Here is a 23,122-nt window from a genome sequence, read left to right on the forward strand (position 1 = left end):
CACTGCTGGACGCCGTTCATGAATGCCCCGTCACCTGTAAAGCTTACGCTAGTCACTGCCAGCGTCATCCTCTGTTGGGCGTATTCGCCGATTGGTGTGCATATGGCCTTGCACAGCTACAGCCCGGGCCAGTTAGCCTTGGGGCGGTTCTTGATTGCTTCGGTATTGATGGCCGGCGTGGCATTGGTCATGAGGATCGAGCGGCCACGCCTGCGGGACTTGCCGTGGCTGTTGGTGCTGGGATTCTTCGGGATTTTCCTGCACCACCTGACCATCAACTTCGGCCAGCAATTTGTCACGGCTGCCGCGTCCAGTGTGCTGGCGCAGTCGGTTCCGCTGTTTACGGTGCTGGTGGCGTTTTTCGGGTTGAAGGAGCGCGTCACCGGTTGGCGCTGGGGGTGCGTGCTGCTGGGGTTGAGCGGGGTGCTGGTGGTGATCTGGGGCGAGCATGGTCTGGGCGAGATCGACCCCCGTGGCTTGATGATCCTGGTGGCGGCGCTGTCGTGGAGCCTCTACTTCACCCTTCAGAAACACTATTCCCGGCGCTACAGCCCGCTGACCACCGTGTGCTACACGGTGTGGTCGGGCACCTTGCTGCTGTGTGTCTATTTGCCGGGGTTGCCGGCGGTGGTGTCGCAGGCATCCATGCAAGCCGATTTAGCGGTGTTGCTGCTCGGCGTGTTCCCCAGCGCCATGGCTTACCTGGCGTGGGCCTATGTGTTGCGGCATGTCGAGGTCAGCCGCGCTTCGGTGGCGTTGTACCTGGTGCCGCCCGTGGCGATGGTGATGGCCGCCACGCTGCTGGGCGAGCAGGTTTCGCTGCGCGTGGTGCTGGGTGGCCTGATCGTGCTGGCCAGTGTCGGCGCCATCAGCCTGGAAGGGCGCTGGCGCCGCAAGCCGCTACGGGTTCACGGTGAACACCCGCAGCCGGTGACCGTCGGGATCCTGGGCGACAAAGGTGTAGCCGAAGTCCGCCTCGACCGGTGACTGGATGATGCTCAGCCCCAGGTCCGCCCAGCGCGCGTGCAGTTCATCGACCGTTGCTACATCCGCGACGCAGAATCCCACTTCGCCACCGCCGACCGTGGCCTGGGCCGCGGGCTCCACGGTATGGCGCGACCACAGGCCGAGCTTTACGCCGTTGTCGAGGATGAACAGGGCAAAGGTCGGCCCCAGTTCCACGGGCGGCTTGTCCAGCAGGCGGCTATAGAGGTTGGCACTGGTGGCCGGGCTGTCGACGTACAACAAAAAGTAATGGGCAATGCTATTCATGATGACTCCCTGGAATGGCGCAGCAATGGCGCGGCTCAGTCCCTAGTCTAAGGGGCTGTCCTGTCAGTTCATGTCAGGAGTCATCCAGCAAAGAGCAGACAGTCTCGCTGTCTGCTCTTTTTATTGCGTGCACTTGTGTTACGAGCTCTAAGGCTTGGACAAGGCCTGGTCTACCGCTGCGATCAGCTTTCCCAGATCCTTCGGGGTGGCTTTATGAATGACACCGAACAGATAAGCGCGCTGTTCCTCCTCGTCGACCAGGTCTGCGAAAAAGACTTTCAGCTTCACTCCCAGCGCCTCTGCGAACAAGAACAGAGCCTCGACGCTGGGTGTATAGGTGCCGGTTTCGAAGCGGCTGATGGTTTTAGGGTCAAAACCGGTTTTTTCACCTAGTTCAGCCTGAGTAAGCCCTGCGACCTTGCGGTAACGTCTGATGGCCGGACCCAAACTTGAAATGTGCATCGCTCAATTCCCATTTAGAATCAAGAACTTAACGATAAATCTTAAAATTAGACAACCGCACGTACCATCACCTTTTCTTGCAAAATGTGATGTAATTCGTAGAATCGGCATCTAGGACAAGTATTTGGTGGTCTCGTTTCAGAAGGCAGGTTTATGAAACAGGAAATCATTGCTTTCTCCTTACTCTCATAAATGTGCCCCTAAAACGGTCGCTTGGCAGGGACCGAAATGTCGCTCGTCAGTGCCACGCATCATTGCGCCTCACGTGCCGGATACCCGAATTAAAGCCTAGTTGATCATCACTGAATGGATGGTGAATTGCTGTGCAAAATCGTGGGTTTGCGTACCTTTGCGGCCAACCAGCCGATCGACGGCGCAGCCCGACTGGAAATACGAATCCACCTGTCCTGCCTACCCGGTGGTCCAGAGAGCGATCGAATGCTGTCCATGGAGCTTTAACGTGCGTCTCAATTTGCCGGTCACTGCTGTTGAACAGACTTTTGGGGAGCAGCAACGGCTAATTTCCGCGACTGACGTCAACAGCCACATTACCTACTGCAACGCCGAGTTTGCTGCTATGAGCGGCTTTACCCAGGCCGAGCTGATCGGCAGCACCCACAACCTGGTGCGCCACCCGGACATGCCGCCCGCCGTGTTCCAGCTGATGTGGAGCTACCTCAAGGCCGGGCAGAGCTGGATGGGCGTGGTGAAGAACCGCTGCAAGAACGGCAACTATTATTGGGTCAGCGCCTATGTGACGCCGATTCTCGAAGACGGGCGCCTGACCGGCTACGAGTCGGTGCGGGTCAAGCCCACCCGCGAACAGGTGCGGCGCGCAGAGGCGCTGTACGCACGTTTGCAGGCCGGTGGTGCGGCGGTCGCGCCAGTGCGGCGCCTGGCGTCGATCGCCCGGGCCATGGCCTTGCCATTGGCCGCCGCCGTGGCCAGCCTCGCCGCCTTCCAATGGGCTCCAGGTGTGTGGGCCCAGGCGTTGACTGCCGGTTTGTTTCTCGGTGTCGGCATCTGGGGCCATCAACGCTTGGGACTGCAGCTCAAGCGGATTGTGCAGAACACGCCCAATACCTTTTCCGACCCTATCAGCGCCATGACCTACAGCGATGCGCTGGGCCCGACCGCGCAGTTGGAAATGATCCTGATCAGCGAAGAGGCGCGGCTGAAAACCGCGCTTACCCGACTCAGCGACCTGGCCAACCAGATGGCCGAAGCCGCCGCTCACTCCAGTGTGCTGTCGAGTACCACCGAATCGGCGCTGCTGGAACAGCGTGCCGAGACCGACATGACCGCCGCCGCCATGACCGAGATGGCCGCGTCCATCGCCGAAGTGGCGGTGCACGTGCAACAAACCGCCAGCGAAGCCCACACCGCCAACACCCTCGCCGAACAGGGCAGCCAGGTGGCCGGTACTTCCCGTGAGGCGATCCAGTTGCTGGCCGGCACCGTCACCCAGATCAACCAGGCCGTAGGCAACCTGGCCGGGCAGACCCAGCAGATCCAGGTGGCTGCGAGCATGATCCAGGCAATCGCCGACCAGACCAACCTGCTGGCGCTCAACGCGGCCATTGAAGCGGCCCGCGCCGGCGAGCAAGGCCGCGGCTTTGCGGTGGTGGCCGACGAGGTGCGTGCACTGGCGGGCAAGACGCGGGAATCGACCCAGCAGATCCAGGGCATTATCCAGAACCTGCGGGCCGGTGCCGATGAGGCGGTCGAGATCGCAAGCCTGGGCATTCACGAAGCCGAGCAGGGCGTGCAGCAAGTGCTTGAGGCGCAACAGGCGCTGCAAGGCATTCGCCACGCGGTGGAACGTATTACCGACATGAGTCAGCAAATGGCTGCTGCTTCACAGGAACAATCCCACGTCGCCGAGGAAGTGTCACACCAGATCAATAACGTCGCCGCCACGGTGCAAAAGACAGCGGGCAATGCCAACGCTGCAGTCACCCGTGGCAGGGAACTCGAAAGCATCTCTTCCGGGTTGCGCGCCCTGGTCGAGCGGTTCAACCGCTAGCCACAGTGAGCCTGACTCATGGACGAGAAATACCGCAGGGCCGTGGATGCAGCCGCCATTTTCTCCGAGACTGACCTGGCGGGCTGCATCACTTACGTCAATGACCAGTTCTGCGGCATGTCCGGCTACGGGCGTGACGAGTTGCTGGGCCAAAACCACCGGATCCTCAGTTCCGGGCTGCACCCTGCGGCGTTTTTCCAGGGCATGTGGCAGGCCATCAGCGAAGGCCGGGTGTGGCGTGGGGAAATCTGCAACCGGGCCAAGGATGGGACATTGTATTGGGTCGACAGCACCATGGTGCCGCTGCTCGATGAGCAGACCGGGCGCGTGCAGAAGTACGTGTCGATCCGCTTTGATGTCAGCGAAAAGCGTCAACTGCTGCACACCCTGCAATGGCGGGTCGGCCACGATGTGCTGACCGGCTTGCCAAACCGTGCCTACCTGTCCGAGTTGCTTAACCAGTCCCTCGAATTCTCCCGCAACGAAGACATCCCGCTGGCGTTGTGCATGCTCGACCTGGACGGCTTCAAGGCGGTCAACGACGGGTATGGGCATGCCTGCGGCGATTTGCTGTTGGTGGAGGTGGCTACGCGGTTGCGGGAGATTATTCGCGGCGAGGACGTGGTCGCGCGGCTCGCCGGTGATGAGTTTGTGCTGATCCTGCGTTACGTGCGTGATATCGATGAGCTCAACGGTGCCTTGCTGCGCATCCTCAAGGCGATTTCCGAGCCGTACTCGATCCAGGGTGCCGAGCTTAACGTGTTCGCCAGCATCGGCGTCACGCTGTTTCCCCTGGATGACGAAGACGCCGACACCTTGCTGCGTCATGCCGACCAGGCGATGTACGTGGCCAAGCAGAGCGGGCGCAACCGTTACCAGTTGTTTGATGTGTCCCTGGAGCAAGAGGTCAAAGCCAGCCACCAGACGGTGGAGCAGATTCGCCAGGCCCTGGCGGCGGGGCAGTTGTGCCTGCACTACCAGCCCAAGGTCAACTTGCGCTGCGGCACGGTGGTGGGGTTTGAAGCGTTATTGCGCTGGCAGCACCCCGAGCGTGGCCTGGTGACGCCGGGGGACTTCCTGCCGCTGATCGAGCAGACCGACCTGATTGTCGACATCGGCGAATGGGTGATCGACCAGGTGTTGCGTCAGATGCACCAGTGGCAGGTGCATGGGCACTGGTGGTCGGTGAGCGTGAATATCGCGGCGCGGCATTTCCAGCGCGAGGATTTTGTCGAGCGGCTGCAAGACTTGCTTGCGCACTATCCGCAGGTGGAGCCGCACCGGCTGGACCTGGAGATCGCCGAGTCGGTGGCCATCGACAATATCCAGCGCGTCACCCAGCACCTGGAAGCCTGCCAGGCCCTGGGCGTGCAGTTTTCCCTGGATGATTTTGGCACCGGCTATTCGTCCCTCAGCTACCTCAAGCGGCTGCCGACCCAGACCATCAAGATCGACAAGTCGTTCGTGCGCGACATCCTGCACGACAAGGACGACCTGGCGCTGACCAAGGCCGTGATCGGCCTCGCCCGGGCGTTTGGCCGCGAAGTGATCGCCGAGGGCCTGGAGACCCTGGAGCACGGGCAGCTATTGATGCGCATGGGTTGCGAAGTGGCCCAGGGCTATTTCATCGCCCGGCCGATGCCGGCGGTGGAGGTGCCGGGTTGGGTTGAAGGGTTTGCGCCGCCGCTGCAGTGGCAAAAGCTCGAGTGATGTTTACTGTGGCGAGGGCGCAAGCTCCCTCGCCACAGAGTAAATCAGATGACCTCAAGGGGCGGGGGCGCTGTTCCCGGTGTACAGCTGGATGATTTCATCAATCTCGCCGGACATTTTCATCCGCAGCAACGTGCGCAGGATCTGTTGCCCGGGCACCTGCGGGTCGTTGCGCACATAACAACCCAGGCTTTGTTCTTCGATCACGGCCACTGTGTGCAGGCGCTGTGTGGGCGGTAATTGCTGATTAAAGCGGTCGAGGATCCATTCATTGCTCACCGCATAGTTGAAGCGCCCGGCCGCGAGCTTCTGCAACACCTGCTCCTCACTGCGGCTGTCCTCGCGGCTGAGCTGGCCCCTGGCGAAGCGTGGTTCCAGGGTCGGGTAGCTATAGCCAAGCACCGTGCCGATGTGTTGCGACGCCAGACTGTCCAGGCGCACTGACAGCGGTGGCACCTGCGCGGCGACCAGCACATTGCGTTGCACCATCAGCGGGAGGCTCCAGGTGTAGTCGCCCGACAGGTTGTTCAGCCACGCCGGCGTTACGTAGCAGCGAACATCAACGTCCCCGCGCTCCATGGCGGTGTCGATGCGCGCACGGGGCAGCACCACGAATTTCGCGGGGCGCCCGACCTGGGTGGCCAGGCTCAACATCACGTCATACAAAATGCCCTGGGTCGGCTGGCCCTGGTCGAGTTGCACCATGGGCATGGTCCAGCTGTCGGAAATGGAGAAACGCAGAGGTGCGGGGGCCGCCAGGCTGACCGTTGCAATCATCCACAAGGCGCCCAGGACTGCGCGCATAAACTCTCCGGCTTCAGCCATTTAAAGGCTTGGTTAGACCAGCTTAGTCAGATTAGACGAGCGTGCCGGATGCAATTTCCCCCTTGCTCCGCTAGCATTACCCGCTTCCGCTTCCCAGTTGCGACGGTTTTCGATGAGTTATCAGGTTCTTGCACGTAAATGGCGTCCGCGCTCGTTCCGCGAAATGGTCGGCCAGACCCATGTGCTCAAGGCTCTGATCAATGCCTTGGACAGCCAGCGGCTGCACCACGCCTACCTGTTCACCGGTACCCGCGGTGTGGGCAAGACCACCATTGCCCGTATCATCGCCAAGTGCCTGAACTGTGAAACCGGCATTACCTCGACGCCCTGCGGTACCTGCTCGGTGTGCCGGGAAATCGACGAAGGGCGCTTTGTCGACCTGATCGAGATCGACGCCGCCAGCCGCACCAAGGTCGAAGACACCCGCGAGCTGCTCGACAACGTGCAGTACGCACCGAGCCGCGGCCGCTTCAAGGTCTACCTGATCGACGAAGTGCACATGCTCTCCAGCCACTCGTTCAACGCGTTGTTGAAAACCCTGGAAGAGCCGCCGCCCTACGTCAAATTCATCCTGGCCACCACCGACCCGCAGAAACTTCCTGCAACGATTTTGTCGCGGTGCCTGCAGTTCTCCCTGAAAAACATGACCCCGGAGCGGGTGGTCGAGCATTTGACCCACGTGCTGGGCGTCGAGAACGTGCCGTTCGAAGACGACGCCCTGTGGCTGTTGGGGCGTGCCGCCGACGGCTCGATGCGCGACGCCATGAGCCTCACCGACCAGGCCATCGCCTTTGGTGAAGGCAAGGTCATGGCGGCCGATGTGCGGGCGATGCTTGGCACCCTGGACCACGGCCAGGTGTTCGATGTGCTGCACGCGCTGATCGAGGGCGACGCCAAGGCGTTGCTCGAAGCCGTGCGCCATCTGTCCGAGCAAGGCCCGGACTGGAATGGCGTGCTCTCGGAAATTCTCAACGTGCTGCACCGAGTCGCCATCGCCCAGGCCTTGCCTGAAGGTGTCGACAACGGCCATGGCGACCGCGACCGCGTGCTGGCCCTGGCCCAGGCGCTGCCGGCCGAAGATGTGCAGTTCTACTACCAGATGGGCCTGATTGGCCGACGTGACTTGCCGTTGGCACCCGACCCGCGCGGCGGCTTCGAAATGGTCCTGCTGCGGATGCTGGCCTTCAGGCCCGTCGACACGGCGGATGCGCCGAGACAGCCGCTAAAGCCAGTGGGGATCAGCCAGGCCACAGTTGATTCCGCCAAACCAGTGGCTGGCCCGGCTGTTGTCGCGCCAGTGGTTTCGCCGCCTGCGCCGGTTGCGCCGGCACCGGCCCCGGTGGTTGCCGAGCCCGTAGCGCCTGTGGTCGTGCCTGAACCGGTGGTTGAGCCGGCCCCTGTGCCTGAAGTCGACTTGCCGTGGAACGACCCGGTAGAAGCCGAAGTCGAGCTGCAGCCTGCCGTCGAGCCGGTACTGGAAACCGCCGCCGAGCAGCCCGAACTGACGCCGATGCCGTCGCCAACCCCGGACAGCGTGGTGCCGGACGCTCCCGAGTGGGTGTCGGCCCCGGTGCCGGAGCCGACCGTCGCTCAAGTGGACGCCGCTACCCCGGGCACCGACCTCGACGACGAGCCGCCGCTGGACGAAGACTACATCGAGCCGGACATGGACTCGGCCTACAGCTACCTGGACGACCTGGCCAGCGAACATACCGCCGAGCCCGCCCCGGAGCCCGAACCCGAACCGGCAGCGATGCCGGCCACCGGCCTGGCGTTGCAATGGCTGGAGCTGTTCCCGAAACTGCCGATTTCCGGCATGACCGGCAGCATCGCCGCCAACTGCACGCTGATTGCCGTGGATGGCGACCATTGGTTGCTGCACCTGGACCCGGCCCACAGCGCCCTGTTCAACGCGACCCAGCAGCGTCGGCTCAACGATGCCCTGAACCAGTTCCACGGACGCACGCTGACCATCAGCATCGAGCTGATCAAGCCCGAGCAGGAAACCCCGGCCCAGGCCGCTTCCCGTCGCCGGGTCAACCGCCAGCGCGAGGCTGAAGAGTCGATCCACGGTGATCCGCTCATCCAGCAGATGATGGAGCAGTTTGGCGCGGTGGTGCGTCACGATACTATTGAACCTGTAGAAGCCCCGGTTCCCCAAGCGTCGTAAGCCGGGGCCAATAATTGATCCACGTACTTTTGAGGTGATTCCCATGATGAAAGGTGGCATGGCCGGCCTGATGAAGCAGGCGCAGCAGATGCAGGAAAAGATGGCCAAGATGCAGGAAGAACTGGCCAACGCCGAAGTCACCGGTAAAGCCGGTGGCGATATGGTCAGCGTCGTGATGACCGGTCGTCACGACATCAAGCGCGTGAGCATCGACCCAAGCGTATTGCCGGGTGTTGGCGAAGATGACCTGGAAATGCTTGAGGCGCTGTTCGCCGCGGCCGTCAACGACGCCGTGCGCAAGATCGAAGCCAACAGCCAGGACAAAATGTCCGGTGTGACCGCTGGCATGCAACTGCCACCGGGGATGAAGCTGCCGTTCTGACCGGCAAGCCCGCGACTGAAAATGCCAGGCCCCGTGCCTGGCATTTTTTTTGGGGGTAAGCTGATCGAACGCGTAACCCTTGAATGCTGTCTGCACCCTATACCGTTGAATTCAATCACCGATAGAAGGAGCCTCGCTGATGACCGAAGCATTGACCCTCAACCAGCGCATCGTGCTGGTCTCACGCCCTCACGGCGCACCGGTGCCGGAAAACTTTCGCCTGGAACGCGTCGCGCTGCCGGAACTGGCCGACGGCCAGGTCCTGCTGAAAACCCTTTACCTGTCTCTGGACCCGTACATGCGCGGGCGCATGAGTGATGCACCGTCCTACGCCGCACCCGTAGAAATCGACGAGGTGATCACCGGTGGCGCTGTCAGCCGTATCGAGCAATCCCGCAATCCCAAGTTCGAAGTGGGTGACCTGGTGGTCGGTTCCACCGGCTGGCAGAGCCACAGCATCTCCGATGGCCGCAACCTGATCCCGGTGCCCAAGGGCCTGGCCAGTCCGTCCATGGCCTTGGGTGTGCTGGGGATGCCCGGCATGACCGCCTACATGGGCCTCACGGACATCGGCCAACCCACGTCCGGGGAAACCCTGGTGGTGGCGGCGGCTTCCGGTGCGGTGGGCTCGGTGGTCGGCCAGGTGGCGAAGATCAAGGGCCTGCGGGTGGTCGGCGTGGCCGGTGGCGCCGACAAGTGCCGTTATGTGGTGGATGAGCTGGGCTTTGATGCGTGCATCGATCACAAGGGCGACAACTTTGCCGAAGAGCTGGCCCAGGCTTGTCCCAAAGGCATCGACATCTACTTTGAAAACGTCGGCGGCAAGGTGTTCGACGCGGTGGTGCCGCTGCTGAATGCCAAGGCGCGCATTCCGTTGTGCGGCCTGATCGCCGGCTACAACGCCCACGAAGCCCCCAGCGGCCCTGACCGGCTGCCCGCGCTGCAACGTACGTTGCTGACCAAGCGTGTGCGGATCCAGGGTTTTATCGTGTTTGATGACTACGGCGACCGCCAGCCGGAGTTCCTCAGTGCCATGGCGCCGTGGGTGCGGGACGGCAAGATCAAGTTCCGCGAGGACGTGGTGGAAGGTCTGGAGCAGGCGCCTGAAGCCTTTATCGGTTTGCTGGAGGGGCGTAACTTCGGCAAGTTGGTGGTGCGCGTCGCACAAGATTGAGCATTTGACGCTAATCTGGGGCGCGGGTATAAACCGCGTCTCGTTGTTTTGTCGGACCTTTCCCCATGAGCTTCAGCCCCCTGATTCGTCAACTGATCGACGCCCTGCGTACTTTGCCGGGCGTGGGCCAGAAAACCGCCCAGCGCATGGCGCTGCAACTGCTGGAGCGTGATCGCAGCGGTGGGTCCCGACTGGCCCAGGCCTTGAGCCAGGCCATGGAAGGCGTAGGCCACTGCCGCCAGTGCCGCACCCTGACCGAAGAAGAACTCTGCCCGCAATGTGCCGACCCGCGCCGCGACGACACGCTGCTGTGCGTGGTCGAAGGGCCGATGGACGTGTACGCGGTGGAGCAGACCGGTTACCGCGGGCGTTACTTTGTGCTCAAGGGCCATCTGTCGCCACTGGACGGGCTGGGGCCGGAGGCCATTGGTATTCCGCAACTGGTGACGCGGATCGAGGAGCAGGGCACCTTTGTCGAGGTGATCCTGGCCACCAACCCTACGGTGGAAGGCGAAGCGACAGCCCATTACATCGCGCAGTTGCTGACCAACAAAGGCCTGATCACTTCGCGTATCGCCCACGGCGTACCGCTGGGTGGCGAGTTGGAACTGGTGGATGGTGGTACCCTGGCGCATTCGTTTGCCGGGCGTAAGCCGATCGCCCTGTAACAAACACCACATTTGTTTTGTGGTGTTCAGGAGTCTTTCTTCTTGCTTGATAACCAAGCAAGCGCTTGGTAAGTTCGCTCCACCTTCCCGTGGAGCTTGCCGATGTCTGCCTATCAGGAATACTTCGACCCCAGCCACCAATTGGTCCGTGACAGCGTGCGACGTTTCGTCGAGCGCGAGATGTTGCCGGGCATCGAGCAGTGGGAAGAAGCCGAGAGCTTCCCCCGGGAGCTGTACCTCAAGGCTGGCGCGGCGGGGATCCTCGGCATCGGTTACCCCGAAGCCCTGGGCGGCAGCCACGAAGGTGACCTGTTCGCCAAGGTCGCGGCCAGCGAAGAGCTGATGCGCTGTGGCTCCGGCGGCGTGGTAGCGGGGTTGGGCTCGCTGGATATCGGCTTGCCACCCATCGTCAAATGGGCCCGGCCTGAAATACGTGATCGTGTCGCACCGCAGGTCTTGTGCGGCGAGAAGATCTGCGCCCTGGCCGTCACCGAGCCCGGCGGCGGCTCCGATGTCGCCAACCTGCAAACCCGCGCCGTGCTCGACGGCGACCATTACCGGGTCAGCGGCAGCAAAACCTTTATCACCAGCGGCCAGCGCGCCGATTTCTACACCGTGGCAGTGCGCACCGGTGGGCCGGGGTTTGGCGGTATCAGCCTGTTGTTGATCGAAAAGGACACGCCTGGCTTCACCACCGGGACGCCACTGAAGAAAATGGGCTGGTGGGCGTCGGACACCGCCGAGCTGTTCTTCGACGATTGCCGCGTACCGGTAGGCAACCTGATTGGCGCCGAGAACATGGGTTTCGCCTGCATCATGGGTAACTTCCAGAGCGAACGGCTGGCCCTGGCCTTGATGGCCAACATGACGGCGCAGATGGCCCTGGAGGAAAGCCTGGAGTGGGCGGCCCGGCGCGAAGCGTTTGGTAAGCCTATCGGCAAGTTCCAGGTGCTCAAGCATCGCCTGGCGGAAATGGCCACGGCGGTGGAAGTCTCCCGGGAATTCACCTACCGCCAGGCCGCCAAGATGGCCGCAGGCAAGAGTGTGATCAAGGAGATTTCCATGGCCAAGAACCTCGCCACCGATACCGCCGACCGCGTGACCTATGACGCGGTGCAGATCCTCGGCGGCCAGGGTTACATGCGCGGCAACCTGGTGGAGCGGCTGTATCGCGACAACCGCATCCTGTCCATCGGTGGCGGGACTCGGGAAGTGATGAACGAAATCATCAGCAAGCAGATGGGCTTGTAACCCGGATCAACGGTCCGTCAGCGCAAACTGCGTCAGGCAGAACGTAGGAATGCCCATGTCTTCCAGACGCTGGGACCCACCGAGCTCCGGCAGGTCAATGATCGCTGCCGCTTCGAAAATCCGTGCGCCCATGCGCCGTGCCAGGTTGGCCGCTGCGATCAGCGTGCCGCCGGTGGCAATCAGGTCATCGAACATCAGCACCGAATCACCCTCGCACAAACTGTCGGCGTGCACTTCCAGGAAAGCTTCGCCGTACTCGGTCTGGTAACCCTCGGCCAGCACGTCAGCCGGCAGTTTGCCTTGCTTGCGGAACAGGATCAGCGGTTTGTTCAGCTGGTAGGCAATGATCGAACCGATCAAAAAGCCCCGGGCGTCCATCGCACCAATGTGCGTGAACTCGGCCTCGACGTAGCGATGAACGAAGGTGTCGGCCACCAGGCGCAAGGCCTTGGGCGACTGGAACAGCGGCGTGATGTCGCGAAAGATCACCCCAGGCTTGGGGAAGTCGATGACTGGGCGAATCAGGGATTTGATGTCGAACGAATCGAAGACCATCGTCGAGGAGTCCTGGGGCGGAAAACGGACTCGAAGTATACCTGCGACCCAGCCGATTGGCGCGGCCGCAGGTGTCTGGATCAACCGTCGAGCGAACCGCCAGCCAAAGCGCAGAGCTGGATCGGGTCAAGGATGTGCACTTCCTTGCCTTCGGCCGCAATCAACTCGTTCTGCTGGAAGCGGGTGAATACGCGGGACACGGTTTCCACCGCGAGGCCCAGGTAATTGCCGATTTCGTTGCGCGACATGCTCAGGCGGAACTGGTTGGCCGAGAAACCCCGGGCACGGAAACGCGCGGAGAGGTTGACCAGGAACGTGGCGATCCGCTCGTCGGCAGTTTTCTTCGACAACAGCAGCATCATCTGCTGGTCGTCGCGGATTTCCCGGCTCATCACGCGCATCAACTGGCGGCGCAGTTGTGGCAACTGCAGGGCCAGTTCATCCAGGCGCTCGAACGGGATTTCACACACCGAGGTGGTTTCAAGGGCCTGGGCCGACACCGGATGAATCTCGGTGTCCATGCCCGACAACCCGACCAGCTCGCTGGGCAGGTGGAAACCGGTGATCTGCTCTTCGCCGCCATCGCTCAGGCTGAAGGTTTTCAACGCACCCGAACGTACTGCATAAACGGAATCAAACTTGTCGCCCTGGCGAAACAGGAACTCGCCTTTCTTCAGTGGGCGACCGCGTTTGACGATCTCGTCCAGCGCTTCCATGTCTTCCAAATTCAACGAAAGTGGCAGGCAGAGGGGGGCCAGGCTGCAATCCTTGCAATGAGCCTGGCTATGAGCGCGCAGTTTAACTGGCTCGGACATTTCTTAAATCCTTGTGGGAAAACACACATAAGACGTAAGGGTAACGCACTGGGGGGCGATCAGGCCAGCGTGTACAAAAAAGCAGCAACGGTATAAAGCTTTATGTATCGGCGCCGATACATGGATGTCTCTCAAATGAGCTGGAGCTCAGATCATGTCAGTCAGCACGGTCCAAAACCCGATTATCAACGCGGCAGCGGTGTCGATTTGGAAAGCTGCCGATGCAGCCAAGGAAAAAGAAGCGGCCGCCAAAGCGCCGGCTGCTGAAACCAAGGCGGCGGAGCCCAGCGCCACTGAAGGCGTAAAGGTCACCATTTCCGGTGCGGGGATGGGCATGGCCTCGGCGAAGAAGTCCTCCAACAGCGATATTGACGAGAGCAGCCTGAGCGACAGCGCCAAGCAACTGTTGAAAATGATCCGCGAGCTGAAAAAGCAGCTTGCGCAGAAGATGGCGGAGCTCTCCGCAGCCATGGCTAACACCTCCCTGAGTCCGGAGGCACGCCAGGCCAAGGTGGCAGGCTTGCAGGGCGACGTGGCGACCATCCAGGCCGGCTTGATGACAGCCCAGACGCAATTGGCCAAAGTCTTGAAAGACGAGACGCCCCAGGCCCAGATGGAAGCAATGAGCCTGATGGCGAAGTAACACCCTCAGATCACCCGCGAAAATCGTTGCCGGTTCTGATGCTCCAGGTAGGCATCGAACACCATGCACACCGAGCGCACCAGCAGGCGTCCCGCCGGTAATACGCGGATGCCCTGTGGGTCGACTTCGATCAGTCCGTCCTCGGTCATCGCTTCCAGCTGCAGCCAAAGTTCGTCGAAATAGCCGCGAAAATCGATGTTGAACGCCTGTTCGATCTTCTCGAAATTCAGGCTGAAATTGCAGATCAACTGCTGAATCACTTCCCGTCGCAGCCGGTCATCCGTGGTGCACAACAACCCACGGCTGGTGGCCAGTTGCGCGCCGGCGAGGGCGTTCTGGTAGTGATTCAGGTCGCTGCTGTTCTGGCAGTACAGGTCGCCAATCTGGCTGATCGCCGACACCCCGAGCCCGATCAAGTCGCAATGCCCGTGGGTGGTGTAGCCCTGGAAGTTGCGTTGCAGGGTGCCTTCTTCCTGGGCGATGGCCAGTTCGTCGTCCGGCAGGGCGAAGTGGTCCATGCCGATGTAGCGGTAGCCGGCCTGGGTCAACTGCTCGATGGTGGTTTGCAGCATCAGCAGCTTTTCGGCCGGGGAGGGCAGGTCGTCGGTGTTGATCCGCCGCTGGGGCATGAAACGCTCTGGCAGGTGTGCATAGTTGAACACCGAAAGCCGGTCGGGTTGCAGGCTGATGACTTCCTGCACCGTGCGGGCGAAATTCAACGGTGTCTGCTTGGGCAGGCCGTAGATCAGGTCGATGTTGATCGAACGAAACTGCAGGGTGCGCGCGGCGTCGATCACCGCCCGGGTTTCTTCCAGGCTTTGCAGGCGGTTCACGGCCCGCTGCACTTCGGGGTCCAGGTCCTGCACGCCGATACTGACGCGGTTGAAACCCAGCTCGCGCAGCAGGCCCATGGTCGCCCAGTCGGCTTCCCGTGGGTCGATTTCAATCCCGTAGTCGCCGGAATCATCGTCCAGCAGGTTGAAGTGCTGGCGCAGCCGGCCCATCACCTGACGCAGTTCGTCGTGGCTGAGAAAGGTCGGGGTGCCGCCGCCAAAATGCAGTTGCTCCACCGGCTGTTTCGGGTCGAGGTGACAGGCCACCAGCTGGATTTCCTGCTCCAGGCGCTGCAGGTAGGCCTGGGCCCGCCCGCGGTCCTTGGTGATGACCTTGTTGCAGGCGCAGTAGTAGCAAATATTTGCGCAGAACGGCACATGCACGTACAGCGACAAGGGCCGTGCGGCCTTGCGACTGTCGCGCAGGGCGTGGAGCAGGTCGAAGGTGCCGACCTGGCTGTCGAATTGTACGGCGGTGGGGTACGAGGTGTAGCGCGGCCCCGCCAGGTCGTAGCGGTGAATCAGATCAGTGTCCCAACGAATGGCGTCGAGCATGCGGGCGTTCCCCCGGATAGGCTAGTGGGCCGAGTCTAGGGGCTGGGTGCAGGGGCCATCTTGATTTGCATCAACGGGGAGCGGCGCTATGCCACATGGCCTTTTAATGGCCCATTAGCCAGTGCTGATGGGGGCCTGGCAGTGTCCACAGGCCAAACACAATCACCAGCAGGCCTCCGGTCATGCGCACGCTGCGTTTGCGCAACAGAGCAGTGACACGCTCGGCTGCGAGGCCGGTGGCCAGCAGCACCGGCCAGGTACCAAGGCCAAACGCGAGCATCAGCATTGCACTGTCCAGCGCATTGCCTTGGCTGGCCGCCCACAGCAGGGTGCTGTAGACCAGGCCGCACGGCAGCCAGCCCCAGAGCGCGCCCAGCAGCAATGCCCGGGGCAGGCTGGACACCGGCAACAAACGGTTGGCAACCGGCTGGATATGGCGCCACAGGCCGCGACCGAGGCTTTCGATGCGGGTCAGGCCGCTCCACCAGCCGGCCAGGTACAAGCCCATGCAGATCAGCAGCAGCCCGGCGAGGAGGCGCATGAACATCGCTGCCGGGCTGTTGGCCACCGCCCAGCCGGCCAGGCCGATCAACAGGCCGGCGGTGGCGTAGCTGAGGATGCGTCCCAGGTTGTAGGCCAGCAGCAGGCGAAAGCGCCGACTGCGTTGCTCCTTGGGTATCGCCAGGGTCAGCGCGCCCATCAGGCCGCCGCACATGCCCAGGCAATGGCCGCCGCCCAGCAGGCCGAGGATCACCGCCGAGACCAGCAGGGGCGCCAGTTCAAGCATGGGGCGGGTCTTTGGGCTTGGGCGGTTGCTCGGGGCCGTTGGCTTCATCGACGGCGGCCAGGTGATTCGGGTCCTGGTCGTCGAACAGCACGCTGTGGGCCGGGCCGTCCAAATCGTCGTACTGGCCGCTGTCCACCGCCCAGAAGAAGATGTAAATGGCGATGGCCACGATCAACAGTGCCGCCGGGATCATCACGTAAAGAGCTGGCATCTGCACTCCATGCCCGCGCGGCTCAAGCCGGCAGCGGACGGGTTACGGGGGCGGGGCTCGCGGCTGGCGTGCTCGGCATGCGAGTCAGGCGCAGGGCGTTGAGCACCACGGTCAACGAACTGAGGGACATGCCGATCGCCGCCCAGATCGGGGTGACCCAGCCAAGGGCGGCAAACGGCAACATCAGGCCATTGTACAGCCCGGCCCACAGCAGGTTTTCAATGATTACCCGACGGGTGCGCCGGGCCAGGGTAAAGGCTTGTACCAGGGCGTCGAGGCGGTTCGACAGCAGCACCGCGTCGGCGCTGGTCTTGGCCAGGTCGGTGGCCGAGCCCATGGCCACGCTGATATCGGCAGCGGCCAGCACCGGCACGTCGTTGACGCCATCGCCGAGCATCAGCACCTTGCGACCTTCCTTGTGCAGTTGTTGCAGCATGTGCAGCTTGTCGTCGGGGCGCAGGCCGCCGCGGGCTTCATCGATACCCAGCTCCGCAGCGACACTGGCGACCATCGGCGAGCTGTCGCCCGACAGCAGCAACGTGCGCCAGCCCCGGGCTTTGCAGGCCGCGAGCAAGGCGGGCGCGTCACTGCGCAGGCGGTCATCCAGGACAAACCAGGCCAGGGCACCTTGGGTGTCGCCCAGCAGCAGCCATTGGCCGGCGTCCTTTGGCGAGTCGGGGAGGGCACAACCACTCAGTTCACAGACAAAACCCGGCTGGCCAATGCGCAACTGGCGTTCGCCGACGCGCCCTTCCAGGCCCAGCCCCGGTGTGCTGAGCACCTCATCTGCCGCCAGGGGTGCACGGCCGAATGCGCGGGCGATCGGGTGTTCGGAGCGTTGTTCCAGCGCGGCGGCAAGGCTCAGGCATTCGTCGCTGCCCAGCACGCCCAGCGGACGAATCGCGCGCAAAGCCAGGCGGCCTTCGGTGAGGGTGCCGGTCTTGTCGAAGATCACCGTGTCGATCTGGTTCAGGCCTTCCAATACGTGGCCCCGGGTCAGCAGCAAGCCGAGTTTGTGCAGGGTGCCGGTGGCCGCCGTCAGGGCGGTGGGCGTGGCCAGGGACAGGGCGCAAGGACAGGTTGCAACCAGCATCGCCAGGACAATCCAGAAGGCTCGCGATGAATCCAGCTCCCACCACACCAGCCCGATGACTGCGGCGGCGATCAACGAGCACAGCAGGAACCATTGAGCGGCGCGGTCGGCGATTTCCGCCAGCCGGGGTTTTTCCGCCTGGGCCCGTTCCAGCAGGCGCACGATGGCCGACAGGCGCGTGTCGTGGCCCAACGCGCGGACTTCGACGGTCAGCGCGCCTTCCACATTGAGCGTGCCGGCGGTGACTGCATCGCCGACCTGTCGTGGTTGCGGCAGGTACTCGCCGGTCAGCAGGGATTCGTCGATGCTCGACTGGCCGTCGAGGATGATGCCGTCCGCCGGCAGTACCGCGCCCGGGTGTACCAGAACCCGATCACCCAAGGCGAGCTCGCTGAGCAGGATGCGTTCACTCTGGCCATCGGCACTCATGCGCAGGCACGAGGCCGGCAGCAGGTTGACCAACTGTGCGGTGGCCGCCGCCGTGCGTTCCCGGGCGCGGCGCTCCAGGTAACGCCCGGCGAGCAGGAACAGGGCAAACATGCCGACCGCATCGAAATACAGCTCGCCGGTGCCGGTGATGGCGGTCCAGATCCCGGCCAGGTACGCACCGCCGATCGCCAGGGATACCGAAACATCCATGGTCAGGTGGCGGGTACGCAGGTCGCGCATCGCGCCCTTGAAGAACGGCGCGCAGCTGTAGAACACGATCGGTGTGGTGAGAAACATCGCGACCCAGCGCAGGATCACATGCAGCTCCGGGCTCAGGTCGATATTGAATTCCGGCCAGGTGGCCATCGTCGCCATCATTGCCTGGAACCACAGCAGCCCGGCCACGCCCAATTGGCGCAAGGCCAGGCGGTTTTCGCTGGCCAGCTGTTCGGCGGCGCGGTCGGCTTGATACGGGTGGGCGGCGTAGCCGATGTGGCGCAACTCGCCGAGCAGTTGGCTCAGCGGCAATTGCCCGTCGGCCCAGCGCACGTGCAGGCGATGGTTGGACAGGTTCAGTCGCGCCTCGGCCACGGCGGGCAGGTTGCGCAGGTGTTTTTCGATCAGCCAGCCACAGGCGGCGCAACTGATGCCTTCCATCAACAGGGTGGCTTCCGACAGATCACCGTCGTGGCGTACGAAGGGTTTTTGCACATCCGCACGGTCATACAGCGCCAGTTCGTCCACCAGTTGCACCGGCAGCGCCTCGGGGTTGGCCGAGGCTTCGCTGCGGTGCTGGTAGTAGCTTTCCAGGCCACCGGCGACAATCGCCTCGGCCACTGCCTGGCAGCCCGGGCAGCACAGCTCGCGGGACTCGCCGAGGATCACGGCGGTGAACCGGCTGCCGGGCGGAACGGGCAGTGCGCAGTGGTAGCAAGGGGTAGGGGTGGTCATGGCTCAGTTCCGATGATCGTTCCCACGCTCTGCGTGGGAACGCCTCGCTGGACGCTCCGCGTCCGCTCTTGTGACGCGGAGCGTCACGGGCTGCATTCCCGCGCAGAGCGCGGGAACGATCGAACAGGTACGGTGCTATTTTTTCAGGTCTTCAGCACCCTGCAGCGGCTCGTCGCCCAGCAGCAAGTCCTTGTCATGGCTGACCTGTTCTTCTTCAAACATGCGCCAGGTCCGGTCGCCTTCCACGCCGAGCAATTCGACGAAGCGGCGGCCTTCGACCTTGTCGGTCACCTGGCCAATGTAGCGGCCGGGTTCGCTGTCGCTGCGGGTCAGGATGATCTTGCGGTCCTTCTCCGGCTGGGTCGGCGAGATCAGGTTGAGTTCCAGGGTGCCGGGCCCGCTGTTGCCGGTGAGGTGCAACTCGACTTCGCCGGTCAGTTCGTCCAGGTGCACCTTGGCGCGCAGTTGCAGGGTCTGGGCCAGCAACTCGCGGTCCAGGGAGCGATTGATGCCTTTGCCGGCCTCGTAGTAGTTGTCGTTGACCAGGTTGTCGGGGTTGTTCACCGCGATGGTCACCATGGACAAGGTCAACGTTACCGAGCACGCCAGGATCCCAATGATGATCCAGGGCCAGAGGTGCTTGTACCAGGGGCTTGCGGCTGTAGCTGCGGGCATTGTTGTGCTCTCTATTAACGAACTTGTGGGCCGATGAATCGGCTCTTGGCTTCAATGTGAACGCTTTGGTCATCGGCGTCCCTGAGGATGAATTTCACCTCGTTGGTGCTCGACGGCAGTTGCTCGGGTGCGCTCGACAGCTCCACCGGCATGCTGAAGATTTCCCCGGCAGCCACCTTGATCTCGCGCCGGCCTTGCAGCTTGAGGTCCGGCAGGCCAGCAGCGTCGAGCACGTAGGTGTGGTCGCGCTGGTCCTTGTTCATGATCTTCAGGCTGTAGACGTTTTCGATCCGGCCTTCGGCGTTTTCGCGGTACAGCACGCGGTCCTTGCTGACATCGAAACCCACCAGCGAACGCATGAAAAACGCGGCCACCAACAGGCTGATCATCGCCAGCAGCACCAGGGCGTAACCGATCAGGCGCGGGCGCAGCTTATGGGTTTTCTGCCCCGAGAGGTTGTGCTCGGTGGTGTAGCTGATCAGGCCGCGAGGGTATTCCATCTTGTCCATGATGTTGTCGCAGGCGTCGATGCAGGCGGCGCAGCCGATGCATTCGATTTGCAGGCCGTCACGGATGTCGATACCGGTGGGGCATACCTGCACGCACATCGTGCAATCGATGCAATCCCCCAGGCCTTCGGCCTTGTAGTCGATGCCTTTTTTGCGCGGGCCACGGGCTTCGCCACGGCGCGGATCGTAGGAAACGATCAGGGTGTCCTTGTCGAACATCACGCTCTGGAAGCGCGCATACGGGCACATGTAGATACACACTTGCTCCCGCAGCCAGCCGGCGTTGCCGTAGGTGGCGAGGGTGAAGAAACCGACCCAGAAATACGACCAGCCATCGGCCTGGCCGGTGAAGAAGTCGAACACCAGTTCACGGATCGGCGAGAAGTAGCCGACGAAGGTCATGCCGGTGACAAAACCGATGATCAGCCACAGGCTGTGCTTGCTGAACTTGCGCAGGAACTTGTTGGCGCTCATCGGCGCCTTGTCCAGCTTGATGCGTTGGTTGCGGTCGCCTTCGGTGACCTTTTCGCACCACATGAAAATCCAGGTCCACACGCTTTGCGGGCAGGTGTAACCACACCAGACACGGCCGGCGTACACCGTGATGAAGAACAGGCCAAACGCCGCCACGATCAGGATGCCCGACAGCAGGATGAAATCCTGGGGCCAGAAGGTCGCGCCAAAAATGAAGAACTTACGCTCCGGCAGGTTCCACCAGACGGCCTGATGGCCACCCCAATTCAGCCACACGGTACCGAAGTACAGGAGGAACAGACCGGCGCCACCGAGCATCCGCAAATTGCGGAACAAACCGGTGAAGGCGCGGGTGTAGATTTTCTCCCTGGACGCGTAGAGGTCGACGGTGTTGTTCGAATTTTTGGCAGGCGGGGTAACGTTCTGTACCGGTATCTGGTTGCTCATCATTGCATCCCACGGCGGTGGAGATTTGCCTCGGCCAGTACGTGCCAACCGGGGTCAAAATAGGGGTGTTGCAGTGGCGTAATGATACGCCCCTGATCCCCTTCAACGGGTGCGACCTTTGGTCGCGTTGGGGGAAATCATTTGATGGTGTACGTGATCTGGATCAATTGACTTGTGAAGTATGGACGGTTTTTGCAGCCTTACCGGTCATTCGTTCCATGGATTGATCAACGCGACACCGCTGGATTGAAAATCGCTGACGTTGCGTGTGACGACGGTCAGTCCATGCACCAGAGCGGTTGCAGCGATTAGCGCGTCACTTTCGTTGGCTTGGTCTGGCACATGCAAACTGGCACAGCGCAACGCCACTGCTGCATCAATCGGCAGGATTCTGGCATCAAATGCCGGCATCACATGGCGCTTGAGCCAGGTACGTAAAATCTTCCCCTGAGCAGGATCACGCCGCTCCATTCGCAGGACCCCTGTTTCCAGCTCCTTCAAGGTAATGGCTGAAATATACATCCGTGGTGCGATGACACTTTTGGCCCAGGCGACCACGTTTGCATCGGCCTGGGGTTTGCGCAGTTCAGAAATGACATTGGTGTCGAGTAGATACATCAAGAAAAGTCCACGGGTCGATGAATGATCACGGCGCGTTCGGTTTCGAACTCGATATCGGCCGCTTCAGGCATCAACAACAGGTCAACGATGTCGGCATTGAGGCCTGTCAGTTTTTGGTAGTCCTCAATGCTTAGCAGTACATGGGCAGGCTTGCCCCGATCAGTGATAAAAACCGGGCCCTGGCGGGCGGCTTTTTTGGCACCGCTTGTGTCTTGATTGAATTCACGGCTGGAGATGGTGGTGATGGTCATGGGGGCTAGCCTCCTCATGGGGTACGAATGTAGATACGTTACTACTGCGGTTTTTCTTGATCAACCTCAAATGTAGATACGTTGCTAGGTAGCGCCGGATTTTTTTGGATTGAAATCAAAAACGGCCTCGCCAATCTTCACTGGCGGGGCCGTTTTTTATTGCCTTTCTGCCTTACTCGGCCTCAGCCGCCTTATCCCCATGGGACAGGCTGTAAACGTATGCCGCCAGCAAGTGCACCTTGTCATTCCCCTGCAACTGCTCCTGCGCAGGCATCTGGCCCTGACGGCCATAACGGATGGTCTGCTGCAGTTGTGCGAAGCTCGAACCGTAGATGAACGCGCCCGGATGCGTCAGGTCAGGTGCGCCCATGGCTGGCGTACCCTTGCCCTGCGGACCGTGGCAGGCCACGCAGTTGGCGGCGAACAGTTTCGCACCGTTGGCCACGTCGGCCTTGGCGCCTTCCGGCAGTTTGCGCCCGTCGAGGTTGGTCACCACAAAACCAGCCACGTCGGCCACGCCTTGCTCGCCAATGACTTCGGCCCAGGCCGGCATCACCGCGTGGCGGCCTTTCATGATGGTTTCCTTGATGGTCGCCGGCTCACCGCCCCAGCGCCAGTCGGCGTCGGTCAGGTTGGGGAAGCCGTAGGCGCCCTTGGCGTCGGAACCGTGGCACACCGAGCAGTTGGAGGCGAACAAACGGCCGCCCATCTTCAAGGCTTGCGGGTCCTTGGCCACTTCTTCGATCGGCATCGCTGCGAATTTGGCGAAGATCGGCCCGAACCGGGCGTCCGACTTGGCCATTTCCTTTTCCCATTCGTGCACGCCGGTCCAGCCGGTCTGGCCGTTGGCAAACGGGGTTTGCTTGTCGTTGTCGAGGTAGGCGTAGCCCGGCAGCAGGCCTTTCCAGTTGCCCAGGCCGGGGTACAGCGCCAGGTAGCCGAGGGCGAAGATGATGGTGCCGACGAACAGCATGAACCACCATTTGGGCAGCGGGTTGTCGTACTCCTCGATGCCGTCGAACGAGTGGCCAACGGTTTCATCGGTTTGTTCGGCGCGCTGGCCCTTGCGGGTCGACAGCAGCAGCCAGGTCAGGGCGAAAATGGTACCCAGACTGAGGACTGTGACGTACAGACTCCAGAACGTAGTCATTCTTTGTTACTCCTAGACGCTTCTACGACGTGCTTGATGGCTTCGGGATCATCCGCGAAGGGCAGCAACGTCGCGTCTTCAAACTCCGACTTGCGCTTGGGGCTGAACACCCACAAGGCCAGGCCGATAAAGGCCACCATCACGACAACGGTGCCCAGGCCTCGAATCATCCCGATATCCATC

General features: G+C 62.0%; 24 protein-coding genes and 1 pseudogene. 10 read left to right on the top strand and 15 right to left on the bottom strand.

The features are described 5' to 3' along the window. Positions 1 to 18 precede the first annotated feature (18 nt). Positions 19 to 987 (top strand): DMT family transporter, encoded by a 969-nt coding sequence (locus tag JFV30_RS04950; protein WP_201122202.1) that lies wholly within the window; start codon positions 19 to 21, stop codon positions 985 to 987. Here the strand turns inward: JFV30_RS04950 and JFV30_RS04955 are convergent. Beyond that, positions 901 to 1,272, bottom strand: a complete 372-nt coding sequence (locus tag JFV30_RS04955; RefSeq protein ID WP_177045735.1) for a VOC family protein — start codon at positions 1,270 to 1,272, stop codon at positions 901 to 903. The two genes, JFV30_RS04950 and JFV30_RS04955, sit on opposite strands and share 87 nt — an antisense overlap. 147 nt (positions 1,273 to 1,419) lie before the next feature. After that, positions 1,420 to 1,734 (bottom strand): helix-turn-helix domain-containing protein, encoded by a 315-nt coding sequence (locus tag JFV30_RS04960; RefSeq protein WP_003219061.1) that lies wholly within the window; start codon positions 1,732 to 1,734, stop codon positions 1,420 to 1,422. Between the two features lie 310 nt (positions 1,735 to 2,044). Here JFV30_RS04960 and JFV30_RS33560 point away from each other — a divergent pair. The 3 genes and pseudogenes from JFV30_RS33560 to JFV30_RS04970 all read left to right on the top strand — a co-directional run. After that, positions 2,045 to 2,521: pseudogene (locus tag JFV30_RS33560) on the top strand (PAS domain-containing protein); the annotation flags it as partial. Positions 2,522 to 2,650: 129 nt separating this feature from the next. Continuing rightward, positions 2,651 to 3,760, top strand: a complete 1,110-nt coding sequence (locus JFV30_RS04965; RefSeq protein ID WP_446739871.1) for a methyl-accepting chemotaxis protein — start codon at positions 2,651 to 2,653, stop codon at positions 3,758 to 3,760. 18 nt (positions 3,761 to 3,778) lie between these two features. Beyond that, positions 3,779 to 5,470 (top strand): putative bifunctional diguanylate cyclase/phosphodiesterase, encoded by a 1,692-nt coding sequence (locus JFV30_RS04970; protein WP_201122206.1) that lies wholly within the window; start codon positions 3,779 to 3,781, stop codon positions 5,468 to 5,470. 54 nt (positions 5,471 to 5,524) lie between these two features. Here JFV30_RS04970 and JFV30_RS04975 read toward each other — a convergent pair whose 3' ends face one another. After that, positions 5,525 to 6,274: a substrate-binding periplasmic protein gene (locus JFV30_RS04975; protein ID WP_010176391.1), complete on the bottom strand. Its 750-nt coding sequence runs from the start codon at positions 6,272 to 6,274 to the stop codon at positions 5,525 to 5,527. Between the two features lie 133 nt (positions 6,275 to 6,407). Here JFV30_RS04975 and dnaX point away from each other — a divergent pair, with 133 nt between their 5' ends. The 5 genes from dnaX to JFV30_RS05000 all read left to right on the top strand — a co-directional run bounded on the left by dnaX (position 6,408) and on the right by JFV30_RS05000 (position 11,940). Then, a complete protein-coding gene (gene dnaX, locus JFV30_RS04980; RefSeq protein ID WP_201122208.1) occupies positions 6,408 to 8,465 on the top strand; it encodes a DNA polymerase III subunit gamma/tau in 2,058 nt (685 codons plus the stop codon). 43 nt (positions 8,466 to 8,508) lie between these two features. After that, complete coding sequence (locus JFV30_RS04985; RefSeq protein ID WP_003193199.1) at positions 8,509 to 8,847, top strand: YbaB/EbfC family nucleoid-associated protein; 339 nt, start codon at positions 8,509 to 8,511, stop codon at positions 8,845 to 8,847. A 139-nt stretch (positions 8,848 to 8,986) separates the two neighbouring features. Then, positions 8,987 to 10,021 carry an NADP-dependent oxidoreductase gene (locus JFV30_RS04990; protein WP_201122210.1) on the top strand — a complete coding sequence of 345 codons (1,035 nt, stop codon included), beginning with the start codon at positions 8,987 to 8,989 and terminating at the stop codon, positions 10,019 to 10,021. 65 nt (positions 10,022 to 10,086) lie between these two features. Then, positions 10,087 to 10,689 (top strand): recombination mediator RecR, encoded by a 603-nt coding sequence (gene recR / locus JFV30_RS04995; protein ID WP_003219049.1) that lies wholly within the window; start codon positions 10,087 to 10,089, stop codon positions 10,687 to 10,689. Between the two features lie 102 nt (positions 10,690 to 10,791). Further along, positions 10,792 to 11,940, top strand: a complete 1,149-nt coding sequence (locus JFV30_RS05000; RefSeq protein WP_201122212.1) for an acyl-CoA dehydrogenase family protein — start codon at positions 10,792 to 10,794, stop codon at positions 11,938 to 11,940. A gap of 6 nt (positions 11,941 to 11,946) precedes the next feature. On the opposite strand, the gene JFV30_RS05005 is transcribed toward JFV30_RS05000, so the two are convergent. Both JFV30_RS05005 and fnr read right to left on the bottom strand, forming a co-directional pair. Next, positions 11,947 to 12,495 carry an adenine phosphoribosyltransferase gene (locus JFV30_RS05005; RefSeq protein WP_010176387.1) on the bottom strand — a complete coding sequence of 183 codons (549 nt, stop codon included), beginning with the start codon at positions 12,493 to 12,495 and terminating at the stop codon, positions 11,947 to 11,949. Between the two features lie 80 nt (positions 12,496 to 12,575). After that, positions 12,576 to 13,310: a fumarate/nitrate reduction transcriptional regulator Fnr gene (fnr, locus tag JFV30_RS05010; protein ID WP_003219044.1), complete on the bottom strand. Its 735-nt coding sequence runs from the start codon at positions 13,308 to 13,310 to the stop codon at positions 12,576 to 12,578. Positions 13,311 to 13,464: 154 nt separating this feature from the next. Between fnr and JFV30_RS05015 the strand changes: the two genes are divergently transcribed. Further along, a complete protein-coding gene (locus JFV30_RS05015) occupies positions 13,465 to 13,953 on the top strand; it encodes a hypothetical protein (RefSeq protein WP_201122214.1) in 489 nt (162 codons plus the stop codon). A 5-nt stretch (positions 13,954 to 13,958) separates the two neighbouring features. On the opposite strand, the gene hemN is transcribed toward JFV30_RS05015, so the two are convergent. From hemN to JFV30_RS05065, 10 genes are all read right to left on the bottom strand, one after another. Continuing rightward, complete coding sequence (gene hemN, locus JFV30_RS05020; protein ID WP_201122216.1) at positions 13,959 to 15,341, bottom strand: oxygen-independent coproporphyrinogen III oxidase; 1,383 nt, start codon at positions 15,339 to 15,341, stop codon at positions 13,959 to 13,961. A gap of 103 nt (positions 15,342 to 15,444) precedes the next feature. Continuing rightward, positions 15,445 to 16,128, bottom strand: coding sequence for a sulfite exporter TauE/SafE family protein (locus JFV30_RS05025; RefSeq protein WP_201122218.1), 684 nt, complete (start codon positions 16,126 to 16,128; stop codon positions 15,445 to 15,447). Beyond that, positions 16,121 to 16,339 carry a cbb3-type cytochrome oxidase assembly protein CcoS gene (ccoS, locus tag JFV30_RS05030; RefSeq protein WP_003219033.1) on the bottom strand — a complete coding sequence of 73 codons (219 nt, stop codon included), beginning with the start codon at positions 16,337 to 16,339 and terminating at the stop codon, positions 16,121 to 16,123. The genes JFV30_RS05025 and ccoS overlap by 8 nt, the downstream gene beginning before the upstream one ends. 22 nt (positions 16,340 to 16,361) lie before the next feature. Continuing rightward, the gene (locus JFV30_RS05035) at positions 16,362 to 18,812 is read right to left on the bottom strand and encodes a heavy metal translocating P-type ATPase (RefSeq protein ID WP_201122221.1); all 2,451 of its coding nucleotides are present in this window, start codon (positions 18,810 to 18,812) and stop codon (positions 16,362 to 16,364) included. A gap of 135 nt (positions 18,813 to 18,947) precedes the next feature. Next, on the bottom strand, positions 18,948 to 19,487 hold the full coding sequence (locus JFV30_RS05040) for a FixH family protein (protein WP_010176382.1): 540 nt from the start codon (positions 19,485 to 19,487) through the stop codon (positions 18,948 to 18,950). A gap of 14 nt (positions 19,488 to 19,501) precedes the next feature. After that, positions 19,502 to 20,917, bottom strand: a complete 1,416-nt coding sequence (gene ccoG, locus JFV30_RS05045) for a cytochrome c oxidase accessory protein CcoG (protein ID WP_169387425.1) — start codon at positions 20,915 to 20,917, stop codon at positions 19,502 to 19,504. Between the two features lie 207 nt (positions 20,918 to 21,124). Continuing rightward, on the bottom strand, positions 21,125 to 21,535 hold the full coding sequence (locus tag JFV30_RS05050) for a type II toxin-antitoxin system VapC family toxin (RefSeq protein WP_201122223.1): 411 nt from the start codon (positions 21,533 to 21,535) through the stop codon (positions 21,125 to 21,127). After that, positions 21,535 to 21,789, bottom strand: a complete 255-nt coding sequence (locus JFV30_RS05055; RefSeq protein ID WP_201122225.1) for a type II toxin-antitoxin system Phd/YefM family antitoxin — start codon at positions 21,787 to 21,789, stop codon at positions 21,535 to 21,537. Before JFV30_RS05055 ends, JFV30_RS05050 begins: the two co-directional genes overlap by 1 nt. 172 nt (positions 21,790 to 21,961) lie before the next feature. After that, positions 21,962 to 22,939 carry a cytochrome-c oxidase, cbb3-type subunit III gene (ccoP, locus tag JFV30_RS05060; protein ID WP_201122227.1) on the bottom strand — a complete coding sequence of 326 codons (978 nt, stop codon included), beginning with the start codon at positions 22,937 to 22,939 and terminating at the stop codon, positions 21,962 to 21,964. Continuing rightward, positions 22,936 to 23,121: a CcoQ/FixQ family Cbb3-type cytochrome c oxidase assembly chaperone gene (locus JFV30_RS05065; protein ID WP_008437575.1), complete on the bottom strand. Its 186-nt coding sequence runs from the start codon at positions 23,119 to 23,121 to the stop codon at positions 22,936 to 22,938. Before JFV30_RS05065 ends, ccoP begins: the two co-directional genes overlap by 4 nt. Position 23,122: the final 1 nt, after the last annotated feature.

Origin of the sequence: Pseudomonas sp. TH32, from assembly GCF_016650855.1 — a bacterium.
Lineage (GTDB): Bacteria > Pseudomonadota > Gammaproteobacteria > Pseudomonadales > Pseudomonadaceae > Aquipseudomonas.